Raw genomic sequence first — 16,589 nt, 5'->3', positions numbered from 1 at the left:
ACTCATCAGTCGCCTTTAAAATCAATTTTCTAACGCCGCCTTCTGCGTCGTTACAATGGATTCAATTCCCCCTCGGGCCAAAGCCAGCAAGGTAAGAAGCTCTTCGTGAGTGAACGGCTCGCCTTCTGCCGTGCCCTGCACTTCAATAATTCGACCATCTTCGGTCATTACCACGTTCATATCGGTTTCTGCGGCGGAATCTTCAACATATTCCAGGTCGCAGAGCGCTTCGCCATTCACGATACCCACAGAAACTGCGGCAACCATCCCTTTCAGTGGGTTGGTTTTCAGTTTGCCCGCAGCAACCAGATTATTCAGGGCATCAGCCAGAGCAACACAGGCGCCGGTGATGGATGCCGTACGCGTACCGCCGTCGGCCTGGATAACATCGCAGTCCAGGGTGATGGTGAACTCGCCCAGCGTTTTCAGATCAACAGCGGCGCGCAGCGCACGTGCGATCAGACGCTGAATTTCCATGGTACGGCCGCCCTGCTTGCCCTTCGCCGCTTCGCGCGCGTTACGGGTATGGGTCGAACGCGGCAACATGCCGTATTCGGCGGTGATCCAGCCCTGGCCCTGACCTTTCAGGAAACGCGGTACACCTTCTTCGATGGACGCGGTGCACAGAACTTTGGTATCACCAAATTCAACCAGCACGGAGCCTTCAGCGTGTTTTGTATAGTTACGGGTCAGGGTGACGGGGCGTACCTGATTGGCGCTACGACCTGCTGGACGCATGATGAATTCTCCGGCTTGAAACGAATGTGGCTGCGCATTATACGGATTAAACGCGCTTATTCCTATCCTGACAAAGTCCTGAAAGCTATAATCCCCCCATCTCTCCTTTAAAAACGGGAATGTCTATGATCCGCAGTATGACCGCCTACGCCCGGCGTGAAATCAAGGGCAGCTGGGGCAGTGCGACCTGGGAAATGCGCTCGGTAAACCAGCGCTACCTGGAAACTTATTTCCGTATGCCGGAGCAGTTCCGCAGCCTTGAGCCTGTTGTGCGTGAGCGTATCCGCTCTCGCCTGACGCGCGGTAAAGTAGAATGTAACCTGCGTTTTGAGCCTGATGCCAGCGCACAGGGTGAACTGATCCTCAACGAAAAACTGGCCAAACAGCTTGTCAATGCGGCGAACTGGGTCAAAATGCAAAGCGATGAAGGCGAAATCAATCCGGTTGATATTCTGCGCTGGCCTGGCGTCATGGCCGCCGGTGAACAGGATCTGGATGCTATCGCTGCGGAAATCCTTGCCGCCCTCGATGGCACTCTGGATGACTTTATCGTTGCCCGTGAAACCGAAGGCCAGGCGCTGAAAGCCCTGATTGAGCAACGCCTTGAAGGTGTCAGCACCGAAGTCACCAAAGTCCGTGCCCATATGCCAGAAGTGCTGCAATGGCAGCGCGAACGCCTGGTAGCGAAGCTGGAAGAAGCCGAAGTTCAGTTAGAAAACAACCGTCTGGAACAAGAGCTGGTGCTGATGGCGCAGCGTGTGGACGTTGCAGAAGAGCTGGACCGTCTGGAAGCGCACGTGAAAGAAACCTACAACATTCTGAAGAAAAAAGAAGCCGTAGGTCGTCGCCTCGATTTTATGATGCAGGAGTTTAACCGCGAGTCGAACACCCTGGCGTCTAAATCCATCAATTCCGACGTGACTAATTCTGCCATTGAGCTGAAAGTGCTTATTGAGCAGATGCGCGAGCAGATCCAGAACATCGAATAATCTCCCGCAGTACCGTGAGAAAAGGCCACTGGAAACAGTGGCTTTTTTCATTTTGCGCCCACGAAAAAATGCTCGTCCGATTTTCGGTTGTGAGAGCTGTGCCTGACGCGGCACATTCATACTGCACATCACAACAGGAGAAAATCATGGACTTCAACGCGCTTCACCATCAGCCCCAGCCATTGCTTATCGCCAACGTCTGGGATGCCAGCAGTGCTCTCGCCGCCGAACAGTCGGGATATCACGCACTGGGTACGTCCAGCGCCGCTATTGCCGCCCTTGCCAGCAAAATAACTGTATCCTTAAACGTGATGTGTATGCCTGCCCTGCCAGATTTCAATACTCTGGCCACGCTGGGTGTAAAGCGCATTTCGATGGGTAATTTTATCCATGCTACCCTGCAAGCGCGGCTCACAGATTTACTCTGTAAGATTCAGGCAACCCACTCTTTCTCGGACATTTTTGGCCATGAAAATAACCGATAATACCCAGTGCGATATCTGGTATCAGGCGTTACTCAACCGCGCAGAAGAATTTACCGGCGTTTTTTTCGTGGGCGTTAAAACCACCGGCGTGTTTTGCATTTCGGTATGCCGTGCGCGAAAACCCAAACGAGAGAACGTTGAATTTTATACTGACTTTAAATCCGCTCTGGATGCCGGGTTCCGCCCATGCAAGGTGTGTCGCCCAACAGAGAACGCCAGTTCTGCGCCTGATTTCATTGAACACGCGCTAAGGCTTCTGCGCGAACAACCCAAAGAACGCGTCAGCGATACTGAACTGCGTCAGAACGGCATCAGCCCGGAGCGAGTACGGCGCTGGTTCCTGCTAAACCACGGGATAACGTTTCAGGCCTTTCAGCGGATGCAGCGGGTTAACGTGGCACTACAGGAGCTAAAAACCGGCCGCTCAACGACCGACGTCGCGTTCGACAATGGTTACGGATCCCTGAGCGGATTTGGCTACACCTGCAAAAAACTGACGGGCTCCTCGCCCGGTACACACAAAGAGATAATCCTCATTCATCGCTTTACCACCCCATTAGGCCCAATGTTTGTTTGCGCCACTGAGCGCGGGGTTTGTCTGCTGGAATTTGTCGACCGTCGGGCGCTGGAAACCGAATTCAGGGATCTGCAACATCTGTTCAGGGCGAACATCATCGCAGGGGAAAACACCCATACCCGCCAGGCTGAGAAAGAAATTGGGGAATACTTTGCCGGCCTGCGACAATCATTCGATGTGGCACTTGATACACCCGGCAGCGAGTTCCAGCGAAGCGTCTGGGAGGGATTACAGGGCATTTCGTTTGGTGATACCGCACATTATCAGGCCCTTGCGACGGAGATTGGCAAACCGACTGCCGTGCGTGCTGTTGCCTCAGCGAATGGCGCGAATCGTGTCGCGATTGTTATCCCGTGTCATCGCATTATTGGAAAAGATGGCTCAATGGCCGGCTACGGCGGGGGTATTGCGCGTAAAGAATGGTTGATTAGCCACGAAGCTAAAATCAGGAAAGTGCTTACCTGAATAACTGGTACTGCGCATCACTTTAAAGGATTAGTTTTTATAGGTAAAAAATAAAATAAACACTCAGTAAGATCAGGCTAATAATGGGGATATAATTCTTATAAAACAGGCAATTAAATTATTAACATTTGGCAACCAATCATTACTAAAAATTATCAAAAATGATTCACCTTAGAAAATCTCAATCGTGATCCTGCGCACAAATCGCTAACCTCCACGCCTTCACACCGGAGGTTATATGCTGCTTCACATTCTTTATCTTATCGGGATCACCGCAGAAGCCATGACCGGCGCGCTCGCGGCGGGGCGTCGCCGCATGGACACTTTCGGCGTGATTATTATCGCCACCGCAACCGCACTTGGCGGCGGCTCTGTGCGCGATATTCTGCTGGGCCATTACCCGCTCGGCTGGGTGAAAAACCCTGAATACGTGATTATTGTGGCAACGGCCGCAGTATTAACCACAATTGTTGCCCCCGTCATGCCTCATTTGCGCCGCCTGTTTCTGGTACTGGATGCGCTTGGGCTTATCGTCTTTTCTATTATCGGCGCACAAATCGCGCTGGATATGGGTGAAGGCCCGGTTATTGCCATTATCGCTGCCGTGGTCACGGGGGTGTTCGGCGGCGTGTTGCGCGATATGTTCTGCAAACGCATTCCGTTAGTGTTCCAGAAAGAGCTGTATGCCGGGATATCCTTTGCCGCAGCAGTGCTCTATGTTGCGTTGCAGCATTACGTTTCTAATCACGACGTGGTGGTTATCTCCACACTACTGTTTGGCTTTACCGCCCGGATGCTGGCGTTGCGCCTGAAACTCGGCCTGCCCGTTTTTCATTACAAGCACAACGCACACTGACTTAAAACCCGTTGATGTGCTGCTCTGAAAGCCACTTTGCCAGCGCAGCAACATCGGGCTGGTGCAGCCAGTTAACGATTTGCCGCGCTTTTTCTTCTCCCGTCCCCGGTAAAGCTCGCCACTCTGAACTATTCCGCTGACTCATTTCCTGCCACGACACGCCTGTGGCCGCTTTCAGTGACGCCTGAGGCAGTGGAGCCCCCATCGCCATAACCCAACGAATAAATGACCGTTCGCGTGTCAGGTTAAACCGGTGCCATACCGCTAACCCGCGCGCGGCAGAGAACCCCGGCGTCGCCTGCAACTCTGGCTGGGTTAATGAAAGCCACGAAAAAATATGGTCAAAATGGTGGGTCTGATAAAGCGTTCTCCAGGCAGACTCCCCTACACCTTCAATATCCAGCACCGGTTTCGAACTTAACCACGTCAGCCGGGCTATAAACTGTTCCATACATTCCGGGGATGCGTAGAAGCAGGTCAGCGAATGGAATTTTGAGGGTGGCGGATTGGGTTTCTGTCGAAGCGGGCCCCGCCAGACGACCTTATCAATCCGGGGAATGCCCTGCCCGGCAAGGCTTATCAGGATCTGATCCCCTGGCGCAATATCCAGTTCCTGCCAGCGAGCAACAGAGCCCAGATTAACCCGTTGAACACGTTTGTCATCCAGTTGCACAGGCTCCAGCGCGGCAATAACCGAAATCTTGCCCGTTCTTCCTACGGTGAAACGGATATCCCTTACCTCCGCAACCTGCGAAACCGGTGCATATTTCCATGCAACTACCCAGTGCCCTTCTCCGGGTAGCCAGCGCTCACCCGGTGGTTCATTCGCAGAACGAACGACAATGCCATCAGTGGCAAACGGGAGCGGGGAAGTGAGCCACTGCGCACGCTGCTTCTCGACTTCATCCACTGAGCGGACGGGCAGCGTATAGCGTGCCGTAAGGGGGAATCCGGCCTCTGTTAACGCCGCAAGACGCTGCGGCATGGTTGCCGGGCCATCCGGCCAGGCCCAGACAAACACGCCAATGCGGCTTAATTGCAGTTTGTCCGTTTTTCGCATCAGTGCACCCGCGACCTTCGCCCGGGCATTCATACCACCCATCTGCTTCTGGATATGGCTGTCGCTCAGAAGGAATAATTCGCCCTGCAACACGCTGTTCGCCAGTGCGCCTTGCAGGTGACCGGGCACCGACGGTATTGCGCGAACCTGCTCAGTCCAGTCTTCCCCCTTGTTGCCGTCCCCGCGGCTAATCGCCTGGGTTAACACCCCGTTGCGATAGACCAGCGTCACCGCCACTCCGTCGACTTTTGGCTGCACCCAGAGATCGCCGCGCGACTGCATCCACTGCCGAAGTGCCGCTTTGTGCGCCACTTTTTGCACCCCAGTATGGGAAACTGGATGCTGTATATTCCCCGCAAGCACGGGGATCGCCAGGTCCGCAGGCTCGCTGCCAAAACAACGCTGCCACTGTTTTAGCCGTGCAGTGAGCTGATCGTACACTTCATCGCTAACCGGGCTGCTGCCTTGTTGCCAGTACGCATCGTTCCAGCGTTTAAGCTGCGCACTGAGCGTCGCTATTTCTTTGTCTGCCTTTGCTGGCGGCCAAACCGGGCATACCGCCACGCCATATCCGCACCACAGCAACATCATCCCGCTTATCCATCGCCACATCGCTACCCCTCCATTGAATGATCAGAGGTATAACGCGATACGTGTCAGGGTACTAACGTCAAAACATCAACCTGCGAGGCGTTATCCAGGATTTATTGCCGTTGCAGCAAACCGTATGTAAAACCGGAAATCGTTACGCAAAATTCAATAAACCTGGTGAAAAAGTGTGACAAAGGCTACGTCACAGGGCGGTGACGTGTATAATAAGCCCGTATGTAGGACTTCTTCGCTAACACATACAAAAGACTCTCATGGCTCAAGGCACGCTTTATATTGTTTCTGCCCCTAGTGGCGCGGGTAAATCCAGCCTTATTCAGGCACTGTTAAAAACCCAACCGTTGTACGACACACAGGTTTCTGTTTCTCACACCACACGCCAACCGCGTCCGGGTGAAGTGCACGGTGAACACTATTTCTTTGTAGATCACGACGAATTCAGAGCGATGATTGGCAGAGATGCGTTTCTTGAACATGCAGAAGTTTTCGGTAACTACTACGGCACGTCGCGTGAAACTATTGAGCAGGTTCTGGCGACTGGCGTGAATGTGTTCCTCGATATCGACTGGCAGGGCGCAGCGCAAATCCGCAAGAAAATGCCTGATTCGCGCAGCATCTTTATTTTACCGCCATCGAAAGATGAACTGGATCGCCGCCTGCGTGGCCGTGGCCAGGACAGCGAAGAAGTGATCGCAAAGCGTATGGCACAGGCAGTTGCAGAAATGAGCCATTACGCGGAATATGATTACCTTATTGTGAATGATGATTTTGATGCCGCGCTGAGCGATCTCAAAACCATTCTTCGCGCAGAACGTCTGCGTATGAGCCGCCAGAAGCAGCGACATGACGCATTAATCACCAAACTGTTGGCAGACTGAACCCACTTTCAGTATCATGCCCAGTCATTTCTTCACCTGTGGAGCATTTTAAGTATGGCACGCGTAACTGTTCAGGACGCTGTAGAGAAAATTGGTAACCGTTTTGACCTGGTGCTGGTCGCCGCGCGTCGCGCTCGTCAGATGCAGGTAGGCGGCAAAGATCCGCTGGTACCGGAAGAAAACGATAAAACCACCGTTATTGCACTTCGCGAAATCGAAGAAGGTCTGATCAACAACCAGATCCTCGACGTGCGTGAGCGCCAGGAGCAGCAAGAGCAGGAAGCCGCAGAACTGCAGGCCGTAACCGCCATTGCTGAAGGTCGTCGTTAATTAAACCTGCGGGTCGCCCTTGTATCTGTTTGAAAGCCTGAATCAACTGATTCAACACTACCTGCCGGAAGACCAGATTAAGCGTCTCCAGCAGGCGTATCTCGTTGCACGTGACGCTCACGAGGGCCAGACACGTTCAAGCGGTGAACCCTATATCACGCACCCGGTAGCGGTGGCCTGTATTCTGGCCGAGATGAAACTCGACTATGAAACGCTGATGGCCGCACTGCTGCATGACGTGATCGAAGATACCCCCGCCACCTACCAGGACATGGAACAGCTGTTTGGCAAAAGCGTTGCCGAACTGGTGGAAGGGGTGTCTAAGCTTGATAAGCTGAAATTCCGCGACAAGAAAGAGGCGCAAGCCGAAAACTTCCGCAAGATGATTATGGCGATGGTGCAGGATATCCGCGTCATACTCATCAAACTCGCCGACCGTACCCACAACATGCGCACGCTGGGCTCACTTCGCCCGGACAAACGTCGCCGCATTGCCCGTGAAACCCTCGAAATCTATAGCCCGCTGGCGCACCGTTTAGGTATCCATCACATTAAAACCGAGCTGGAAGAGCTGGGTTTTGAAGCGTTGTACCCAAACCGCTATCGCGTGATTAAAGAGGTGGTGAAAGCCGCACGTGGTAACCGTAAAGAGATGATTCAAAAAATCCTCTCTGAAATTGAAGGGCGTTTACAGGAAGCGGGAATTCCGTGCCGCGTCAGCGGTCGCGAAAAACATCTGTACTCCATCTACTGCAAAATGGTGCTCAAAGAGCAGCGTTTTCACTCGATCATGGACATCTACGCGTTTCGCGTCATCGTCCACGATTCCGATACTTGCTATCGCGTACTGGGCCAGATGCACAGCCTCTACAAACCGCGTCCAGGTCGCGTCAAAGACTATATCGCCATTCCAAAAGCGAACGGCTATCAATCTTTGCATACCTCGATGATCGGCCCTCATGGTGTTCCTGTTGAAGTGCAGATTCGCACCGAAGACATGGACCAGATGGCAGAAATGGGTGTCGCGGCACACTGGGCGTATAAAGAGCACGGTGGCGAAAGCACCACTACCGCACAGATCCGCGCGCAACGCTGGATGCAAAGCCTGCTGGAACTGCAACAGAGCGCCGGTAGCTCGTTTGAATTTATCGAGAGCGTTAAATCCGATCTCTTCCCGGATGAGATTTACGTTTTCACACCAGAGGGGCGCATCGTCGAACTGCCTGCTGGTGCAACACCTGTCGACTTCGCTTACGCAGTACATACCGATATCGGTCATGCCTGTGTCGGCGCACGCGTCGACAGACAGCCTTACCCGCTGTCTCAGCCGCTCTCAAGCGGTCAGACGGTGGAAATTATCACCGCACCGGGCGCACGTCCGAATGCGGCCTGGCTGAACTTTGTCGTGAGCTCCAAGGCACGCGCCAAAATCCGCCAGCTGTTGAAAAATCTCAAACGCGATGATTCGGTAAGCCTGGGCCGTCGTCTGCTCAACCACGCGTTGGGTGGCAGCCGTAAGCTTGCGGAAATCCCGAAAGAGAACATCCAGCACGAGCTGGAGCGCATGAAGCTTGCGTCACTTGATGACCTGCTGGCAGAAATCGGCCTCGGCAACGCCATGAGCGTGGTCGTCGCGAAAAACCTGCAGCAGGGTGATGCATCTGTTGCGCCATCTACCACACAAGGCCATGGTCATCTGCCGATCAAAGGTGCAGACGGAGTGCTTATCACCTTCGCCAAATGCTGCCGACCGATCCCGGGTGATCCGATTATTGCGCACGTCAGCCCGGGCAAAGGCCTGGTTATCCATCACGAATCCTGCCGTAACATCCGTGGCTACCAGAAAGAGCCAGAGAAGTTCATGGCGGTCGAGTGGGATAAAGAGACTGCACAGGAATTTATCACCGAAATTAAGGTGGATATGTTCAACCACCAGGGTGCACTGGCTAACCTGACGGCGGCGATTAACACGGCCTCTTCAAATATTCAGAGTCTGAATACCGAAGAAAAAGATGGCCGCGTTTACAGCGCCTTTATCCGCCTGACGGCCCGTGACCGCGTGCATCTGGCAAACATTATGCGCAAAATCCGCGTGATGCCGGACGTGATTAAAGTCACCCGAAACAGAAACTAGTTTTATGAATGCACAACGTTATGCACGTATCTGCGAGATGCTCGCCAGGCGCCAACCGGACCTGACGGTCTGCATGGAGCAGGTCCATAAACCTCATAACGTCTCAGCGATTGTCCGTACCGCCGATGCCGTTGGCGTGCATGAAGTGCACGCCGTCTGGCCGGGTTCCCGGATGCGCAACATGGTATCCGCAGCGGCAGGCAGCAACAGCTGGGTGTCAGTGAAAAACCATCAGACCATTGGCGAAGCCGTATCGCACCTGAAAGGGCGCGGTATGCAGGTTCTTGCCACCAACCTGTCCGATAAAGCCGTCGACTTCCGCGAGATAGATTACACCCGCCCGACCTGCATTCTGATGGGTCAGGAAAAAACCGGGATCTCGCAAGAAGCGCTGGATCTGGCGGATCAGGACATCATCATCCCGATGATTGGCATGGTGCAGTCGCTGAACGTCTCTGTGGCCTCGGCGCTCATTCTGTATGAAGCGCAACGCCAGCGTCAGAACGCCGGTATGTACAAACGCAGCAACAGCATGTTGCCGGAAGACGAACAGCAACGCCTGCTGTTTGAAGGCGGCTATCCGGTGCTGGCCCGCGTGGCGAAGCAGAAAAAATTACCTTACCCCCACGTCAACGCGCAGGGCGAAATCGAAGCCGATGCTGAGTGGTGGTCCACCATGCAGTACGCAGGATAACCCATGAAAGGCCGCCTGCTGGATGCCATTCCGCTTAATACGCTGACAGGCGTGGGCGCAGCGCAAGGCAGCAAACTGGCGAAAATTGGTCTGCACACCGTGCAGGATCTCCTGCTCCACCTCCCCCTGCGTTACGAAGACCGCACCCAGCTGTATAAAATTGGCGATCTCCTTCCCGCGATTTACGCCACGGTTGAAGGCGAAGTGCTGAACTGCAACATCACTTTCGGCGGCCGCCGGATGATGACCTGCCAGATTAGCGATGGCACCGGCATCCTCACCATGCGTTTTTTCAACTTCAGCGCAGCGATGAAAAACAGCCTGGCCACTGGCCGACGTGTGCTCGCGTACGGGGAAGCCAAACGCGGCAAATACGGCGCGGAGATGATCCACCCGGAATACCGTGTGCAGGGCGATCTCAGCACGCCGGAACTACAGGAAACGCTGACCCCGGTTTACCCGACCACCGAAGGCATCAAACAGGCCACATTACGTAAGCTCACCGATCAGGCGCTGGAGCTGCTCGATACCTGCGCCATTGCCGAACTGCTGCCGCCTGAGCTGGCTCAGGGAATGATGAGCCTGCCGCAAGCGCTGCATACGCTGCATCGCCCGCCTCCGTCGCTACAGCTCAGTGATTTAGAAAGCGGCCAGCATCCGGCACAGCGGCGGCTTATCCTTGAAGAATTACTGGCGCATAACCTGAGTATGCTGGCACTGCGTGCAGGCGCGCAGCGTTTCCACGCTCAGCCGTTAAGCACCCATGATGATTTAAAAGATAAGCTGCTGACATCGCTGCCGTTTAAACCTACGGGCGCACAGGCGCGCGTGGTAGCCGAGATTGAACGTGATATGGCGCTCGATGTACCCATGATGCGTCTGGTACAGGGTGATGTGGGTTCCGGTAAAACGCTGGTTGCTGCACTGGCCGCCCTGCGTGCGATCGCCCACGGCAAACAGGTGGCGCTGATGGCACCCACTGAACTCCTGGCTGAGCAACACGCAAACAACTTCCGCAACTGGTTTGCCCCGCTTGGCGTTGAAGTCGGCTGGCTTGCCGGTAAGCAAAAGGGCAAAGCGCGTCTTGCGCAACAGGACGCCATTGCCAGCGGCGAAGTGCAGATGATTGTCGGCACGCACGCCATCTTCCAGGAACAGGTGCAGTTTAATGGCCTGGCCCTGGTGATCATCGACGAACAACATCGTTTTGGTGTGCATCAGCGTCTGGCGCTGTGGGAAAAGGGTCTTCAGCAGGGCTTCCACCCGCATCAGCTGATCATGACCGCGACACCAATCCCCCGCACCCTGGCGATGACCGCCTACGCCGATCTGGACACCTCCACTATCGACGAGCTGCCGCCGGGCCGTACGCCGGTCACCACGGTTGCCATCCCGGACACGCGCCGCAGCGATATCATCGACCGCGTACGCAACGCCTGTACTCACGAAGGCCGCCAGGCGTACTGGGTCTGCACGCTGATTGAAGAATCCGAGCTGCTTGAAGCGCAGGCGGCAGAGGCAACGTGGGAAGAGCTGAAACTGGCCCTGCCAGAGCTGAACGTGGGCCTGGTTCACGGGCGCATGAAGCCTGCCGAAAAACAGGCGGTGATGCAGTCATTCAAACAGGGTGATTTGCATTTGCTGATTGCCACCACGGTCATTGAAGTGGGCGTGGATGTTCCTAACTCCAGCCTGATGATCATTGAAAACCCGGAACGTCTTGGCCTTGCGCAACTCCACCAGCTGCGTGGCCGTGTCGGACGTGGCGCCGTGGCTTCCCACTGCGTATTGCTCTACAAAGCCCCGCTTTCGAAAACGGCACAAATGCGTTTGCAGGTGTTACGCGACAGCAACGATGGCTTCGTGATTGCGCAAAAAGATCTGGAGATCCGCGGCCCGGGCGAATTGCTGGGCACACGCCAGACGGGGAACGCCGAATTCAAGGTGGCCGATCTGCTGCGCGATCAGGCCATGATCCCCGAAGTTCAGCGCCTTGCCCGCCATATTCATGAACGTTACCCGGATCAGGCAACCGCGCTTATTGAACGCTGGATGCCTGAAACCGAGCGCTATTCCAACGCCTGATATCAGGCAAACATTGGCAGCATCAGGTACAGCTTGATCACCAGCGCGTTGACGATATCAATAAAGAACGCCCCCACCATCGGAACCACCAGAAACGCCATATGAGAGGGACCGAATCGCTCGGTGATCGCCTGCATGTTGGCAATAGCGGTCGGCGTCGCACCCAGACCAAACCCGCAATGCCCCGCAGCCAGTACCGCAGCATCGTAGTTTTTACCCATCATGCGCCAGGTGACAAACATGGCATACAGGGCCATAAACAGGGCCTGAACCGCCAGAATAGCGACCATCGGCAGCGCCAGAGAGGCCAGTTCCCAGAGCTTGAGGCTCATCAGCGCCATCGCCAGGAACAGTGACAGGCAGACGTTACCCAGCACCGAAACGGCACGTTCGAACACGCGGTAGAAGCCCATTGCGGCCAGACCGTTACTCAGCACCACCCCGACAAACAGCACGCAAACAAATGTCGGCAGTTCAAATGCGGAGCCTGCCAGCCATTGCGCAACCACTTTGCCCACGGTCAGGCAGATGGCAATCATCGCGATGGTTTCAATCAGCACCAGCGAAGTAATACTGCGCCCGACATCCGGCTTTTCAAACGCCGTGGGCACCAGTTCATCGTCCGGTCTGCCGTCTGGCGTAGTGGAGTGCTTCACCAGATAGCGCGCCACCGGGCCACCAATCAACCCGCCCAGCACCAGGCCGAAGGTTGCGCAGGCCATCGCCACTTCCGTTGCGTTTTCAAAGCCGTAACGCTCAATGAACAGCTTGCTCCACGCGGCACCGGTGCCATGTCCACCAGACAGCGTGATTGACCCTGCCAGCAGCCCCATCAGCGGATCCAGCCCCAGCAGCGTGGCCATGCCGATACCGATAGCGTTTTGCATCAGCAGCAGCCCAACCACCACAATCAAAAATACGCCGAGCACTTTACCGCCCGCGCGCAGGCTCGCCAGGTTGGCATTCAGGCCGATGGTGGCAAAGAAAGCCAGCATCAGCGGGTCTTTCAGGGACATATCAAAATCAATTTCCCAGCCCATGCTTTTTTTCAGCACCAGCAGGGCCAGCGCCACCAGTAATCCACCGGCAACGGGTTCAGGAATGGTGTACTTCTTGAGAAGGGAAACACTGTGTACCAGTTTACGGCCAAGCAGTAAGACCAGCGTTGCGGCAACAAGTGTCGACAACGTATCGAGGTGAATCATAGAGGGCTCCTTATTCTGCGCGTATTCCACTCACACGCGGCGTTATCCTGGCGGGTTTGCGCTCGTCATGAGCCACCCGCGTAAAAAGTGTAATTTTTTTTCCTGACGGCGTGTAAAAAAGGTGCCCGCAGCGGCAGATTTTCTTATCTTTTTTTGCTGGCAATCGTTTGCTTTTACCAACTGGTCAGATAAAATGCCCGCTTTTCTACCGTGGGATTGCTGCCGATGTCCGTTAACACCATAGAGTCTCCCGATGCGCAACCGATTGCGCAGCCGCAGAACAGTGAATTAATCTACCGCCTTGAAGATCGCCCACCGCTGCCTCAAACCCTGTTTGCCGCTTGTCAGCATTTACTGGCGATGTTTGTTGCGGTGATCACGCCTGCTCTGCTGATTTGCCAGGCGCTTGGTTTACCGGCTCAGGACACACAACACATCATCAGCATGTCCCTGTTCGCCTCTGGCGTGGCCTCGATTATTCAGATTAAAGCGTGGGGTCCGGTGGGTTCGGGTTTGCTGTCGATTCAGGGCACCAGTTTTAATTTTGTGGCACCGCTGATTATGGGCGGCACGGCGCTGAAAACCGGTGGTGCCGATGTCCCGACCATGATGGCAGCCCTGTTCGGTACCCTGATGCTGGCAAGCTGCACGGAAATGGTTATCTCCCGCGTTCTGCACCTGGCGCGCCGCGTGATCACCCCACTGGTGTCCGGCGTGGTAGTGATGATTATCGGCCTGTCTCTGATTCAGGTTGGCCTGACCTCCATCGGCGGCGGTTATGGCGCAATGGCCGACCACACCTTCGGCGCACCGAAAAACCTGCTGCTGGCAGGCGTGGTGCTGGCGATCATTATTCTGCTTAACCGTCAGCGTAACCCTTACCTGCGCGTCGCGTCACTGGTGATCGCCATGGCTGCCGGCTATCTGCTGGCATGGGCGCTGGGGATGCTGCCGGAAAATGCTGCCCCCGCCAGCAGTGCATTAATCACCATCCCGACCCCGCTGTACTACGGCCTGGGCATTGACTGGGGTCTGCTGGTGCCGCTGATGCTGGTCTTTATGATCACCTCGCTGGAAACCATCGGTGATATTACGGCGACGTCTGATGTCTCTGAGCAGCCGGTTTCTGGCCCGCTGTACATGAAACGCCTGAAAGGCGGCGTGCTGGCAAACGGCCTGAACTCGTTTGTCTCTGCGGTGTTCAACACCTTCCCGAACTCCTGCTTCGGCCAGAATAACGGCGTGATCCAGCTGACCGGCGTTGCCAGCCGCTACGTCGGTTTTGTGGTGGCACTGATGCTGATCGTGCTCGGCCTGTTCCCGGCAGTAAGTGGTTTTGTGCAGCACATTCCTGAGCCGGTGCTTGGCGGCGCTACGCTTGTGATGTTCGGGACTATCGCCGCATCGGGTGTGCGCATTGTCTCGCGCGAGCCGCTGAATCGTCGTGCGATCATGATTATCGCGCTGTCTCTGGCTGTCGGCCTGGGTGTTTCTCAGCAGCCGCTGATCCTTCAGTTCGCACCAGACTGGCTGAAAAACCTGCTCTCTTCCGGCATCGCGGCTGGCGGTATTACGGCCATCGTACTGAACCTCGTTTTCCCGCCTGAAAAAAATTGATCGCCATCACGGCAGGCAGTCAATGCCTGCCGTGACATCTAATTACACCATTCCCGCCTTGAGCATTGCGCATAAATCGTGCATAACTCCTTTATGTGCGTTTCGCGGGATGGAAGACCATGAAATTTATTGGAAAGCTGCTCGTTTATCTTCTGATAGCCCTGTTAATTGTGGTTCTGGCGTTCTATTTCCTGCTCCAGACTCGCTGGGGTGCGTCTGAGGTCAGTAGCTGGGTCACGGTCAATACCGATTACGAACTCAGTTTCGACCAGATGGATCATCGCTTCTCGTCACCTTCCCACATCATTCTGGAAAACATCACCTTTGGCCGTGACGGCAAACCCGCCACTCTGGTGGCGAAAAAAGTAGATATCGGTTTAAGCAGCCGCCAGATAACCGATCCGCTGCACGTGGATACCATCACCCTGTATGACGGAACGCTGAATCTCTCTCCGCAAACGGCACCTCTGCCCTTCCAGGCAGACCGCTTGCAGTTAAACAACATGGCCTTTAACAGCCCGAATACCGACTGGGACCTGAGCGCACAGAAAGTGACGGGCGGCGTGACCCCGTGGCAGCCAGAGGCAGGTAACGTGCTGGGTAAAAACGCGCAGATCCAGATGAGTGCTGGGTCGCTCACCCTGAATGGCGTACCAGCCAGTAACGTGCTGATCCAGGGGCAGCTCAACGGTAAAGAGGTGGTTCTGAACACCATTGGCGCGGATATGGCGCGCGGCTCACTTACCGGCTCGGCCCTGCGTAACGCCGATGGCAGCTGGATTATCGACTCTATGCGCCTGAATGACATCCGCCTGCAAAGCGATAAATCACTGATGGATTTCTTTGCCCCCATAACCACGCTGCCGTCCTTGCAGATTGGCCGGCTGGAGGTGACCGACGCGCGTCTGCAAGGCCCGGACTGGGCAGTGACGGATCTCGATTTAAGCTTGCGCAACCTGACCCTGAGCAAAGGTGACTGGCAAAGCCAGGAGGGGTGGTTATCGATGAACGCCAGTGAGTTTATCTATGGCTCTGTGCATCTGTTTGACCCGATCCTGAATGCAGAATTCGCCCCGCAGGGCATTGCGCTGCGCCAGTTTACCTCTCGCTGGGAGGGCGGCATGGTGCGCACCTCCGGCAACTGGCAGCGCGACGGCAAATCGCTGGTGCTGGACGATGCCGCCATTGCCGGGCTGGAATACACTCTGCCGCAGAACTGGAAAACCCTGTGGATGGACCCGCTGCCTGAATGGCTGAACAGCGTGACGCTGAAAAAATTCGGCCTGAGCCGCAACCTGGTGATTGATATCGATCCGGCCTTCCCGTGGCAAGTTACCTCTCTGGACGGCTACGGCGCAAACCTGCAACTGGCAAAAGACCACCAGTGGGGCGTGTGGAGCGGCAGCGCAACGCTGAATGGCGCAGCAGCGACCTTTAACCGCGTGGACGTACGACGCCCGTCGCTCACGCTGAATGCCAACGCATCGACCGTTAACATCAGCGAGCTGAGCGCCTTTACCGAGAAAGGCATTCTGGAGGCCACCGCGACGGTTTCACAACTGCCGCAGCGGCAAACCACAGTCAGCCTGAACGGGCGAGGCGTGCCGCTGAACGTGATCCAGCACTGGGGTTGGCCAGCGCTGCCGATTGCGGGAGATGGCAATGTGCAGTTGACCGCCAGCGGCAGCGTGCAGGCCAGTGCGCCCTTGAAGCCAACGGTGAACGGCAAGCTGAACGCGGTGAATATGGATAAACAGCAGGTGCAGCAGACGATGACGGGCGGTGTGGTTTCAACACCACCCTCACCCCAGCCCTCTCCCTGAAAGGGAGAGGGAGCAAACCATTCCCTCGCCCCTTTGGGGAGAGG

14 protein-coding genes are annotated in these 16,589 nt (G+C 55.4%); 11 read left to right on the top strand and 3 right to left on the bottom strand.

Annotation, left to right across the window (positions count from 1 at the left end; translation table 11 throughout):
* Positions 1-21: 21 nt before the first annotated feature.
* Complete coding sequence (rph, locus tag HV107_RS10655) at positions 22-738, bottom strand: ribonuclease PH (RefSeq protein ID WP_014068346.1); 717 nt, start codon at positions 736-738, stop codon at positions 22-24.
* A gap of 125 nt (positions 739-863) precedes the next feature.
* On the opposite strand from rph, the gene HV107_RS10650 reads away from it, so the two are divergent.
* The 4 genes from HV107_RS10650 (at position 864) to HV107_RS10635 (ending at position 4,110) form a co-directional block, all read left to right on the top strand.
* On the top strand, positions 864-1,727 hold the full coding sequence (locus HV107_RS10650; protein ID WP_182063163.1) for a YicC/YloC family endoribonuclease: 864 nt from the start codon (positions 864-866) through the stop codon (positions 1,725-1,727).
* A 146-nt stretch (positions 1,728-1,873) separates the two neighbouring features.
* Entirely contained in the window at positions 1,874-2,212 is a 339-nt protein-coding gene (locus HV107_RS10645; RefSeq protein ID WP_182063162.1) for an isocitrate lyase/phosphoenolpyruvate mutase family protein, read from the top strand.
* Entirely contained in the window at positions 2,196-3,254 is a 1,059-nt protein-coding gene (locus tag HV107_RS10640; protein ID WP_182063161.1) for a bifunctional transcriptional activator/DNA repair enzyme AdaA, read from the top strand. The genes HV107_RS10645 and HV107_RS10640 overlap by 17 nt, the downstream gene beginning before the upstream one ends.
* 238 nt (positions 3,255-3,492) lie before the next feature.
* On the top strand, positions 3,493-4,110 hold the full coding sequence (locus HV107_RS10635; protein ID WP_014068340.1) for a trimeric intracellular cation channel family protein: 618 nt from the start codon (positions 3,493-3,495) through the stop codon (positions 4,108-4,110).
* Position 4,111: 1 nt separating this feature from the next.
* Here the strand turns inward: HV107_RS10635 and ligB are convergent, their stop codons facing one another.
* Positions 4,112-5,782 carry an NAD-dependent DNA ligase LigB gene (gene ligB / locus HV107_RS10630; RefSeq protein ID WP_182063160.1) on the bottom strand — a complete coding sequence of 557 codons (1,671 nt, stop codon included), beginning with the start codon at positions 5,780-5,782 and terminating at the stop codon, positions 4,112-4,114.
* 251 nt (positions 5,783-6,033) lie between these two features.
* On the opposite strand from ligB, the gene gmk reads away from it, so the two are divergent.
* From gmk to recG, 5 genes are read left to right on the top strand one after another with little or no spacing between them, the layout of a single operon-like run.
* Complete coding sequence (gmk, locus tag HV107_RS10625; protein WP_182063159.1) at positions 6,034-6,657, top strand: guanylate kinase; 624 nt, start codon at positions 6,034-6,036, stop codon at positions 6,655-6,657.
* A gap of 54 nt (positions 6,658-6,711) precedes the next feature.
* Positions 6,712-6,987, top strand: coding sequence for a DNA-directed RNA polymerase subunit omega (gene rpoZ / locus HV107_RS10620; protein ID WP_000135058.1), 276 nt, complete (start codon positions 6,712-6,714; stop codon positions 6,985-6,987).
* Positions 6,988-7,006: 19 nt separating this feature from the next.
* Positions 7,007-9,121 carry a bifunctional GTP diphosphokinase/guanosine-3',5'-bis pyrophosphate 3'-pyrophosphohydrolase gene (spoT, locus tag HV107_RS10615; RefSeq protein ID WP_182063158.1) on the top strand — a complete coding sequence of 705 codons (2,115 nt, stop codon included), beginning with the start codon at positions 7,007-7,009 and terminating at the stop codon, positions 9,119-9,121.
* 4 nt (positions 9,122-9,125) lie between these two features.
* Positions 9,126-9,815, top strand: coding sequence for a tRNA (guanosine(18)-2'-O)-methyltransferase TrmH (gene trmH / locus HV107_RS10610; protein WP_014068336.1), 690 nt, complete (start codon positions 9,126-9,128; stop codon positions 9,813-9,815).
* A 3-nt stretch (positions 9,816-9,818) separates the two neighbouring features.
* Positions 9,819-11,900 (top strand): ATP-dependent DNA helicase RecG, encoded by a 2,082-nt coding sequence (gene recG, locus HV107_RS10605; protein ID WP_182063157.1) that lies wholly within the window; start codon positions 9,819-9,821, stop codon positions 11,898-11,900.
* A 2-nt stretch (positions 11,901-11,902) separates the two neighbouring features.
* Here recG and gltS read toward each other — a convergent pair whose 3' ends face one another.
* Positions 11,903-13,105 (bottom strand): sodium/glutamate symporter, encoded by a 1,203-nt coding sequence (gltS, locus tag HV107_RS10600; protein WP_182063156.1) that lies wholly within the window; start codon positions 13,103-13,105, stop codon positions 11,903-11,905.
* Between the two features lie 225 nt (positions 13,106-13,330).
* Here gltS and HV107_RS10595 point away from each other — a divergent pair, with 225 nt between their 5' ends.
* Both HV107_RS10595 and HV107_RS10590 read left to right on the top strand, forming a co-directional pair.
* Positions 13,331-14,722: an NCS2 family protein gene (locus HV107_RS10595; RefSeq protein ID WP_182063155.1), complete on the top strand. Its 1,392-nt coding sequence runs from the start codon at positions 13,331-13,333 to the stop codon at positions 14,720-14,722.
* Between the two features lie 119 nt (positions 14,723-14,841).
* A complete protein-coding gene (locus tag HV107_RS10590; RefSeq protein WP_182063154.1) occupies positions 14,842-16,545 on the top strand; it encodes an AsmA family protein in 1,704 nt (567 codons plus the stop codon).
* Positions 16,546-16,589 lie beyond the last annotated feature (44 nt).

Origin of the sequence: Enterobacter sp. RHBSTW-00175, from assembly GCF_013927005.1 — a bacterium.
In the GTDB taxonomy this organism is placed as follows: Bacteria; Pseudomonadota; Gammaproteobacteria; order Enterobacterales; family Enterobacteriaceae; genus Enterobacter.
This window is presented reverse-complemented; position numbering and strand designations above follow the sequence as displayed.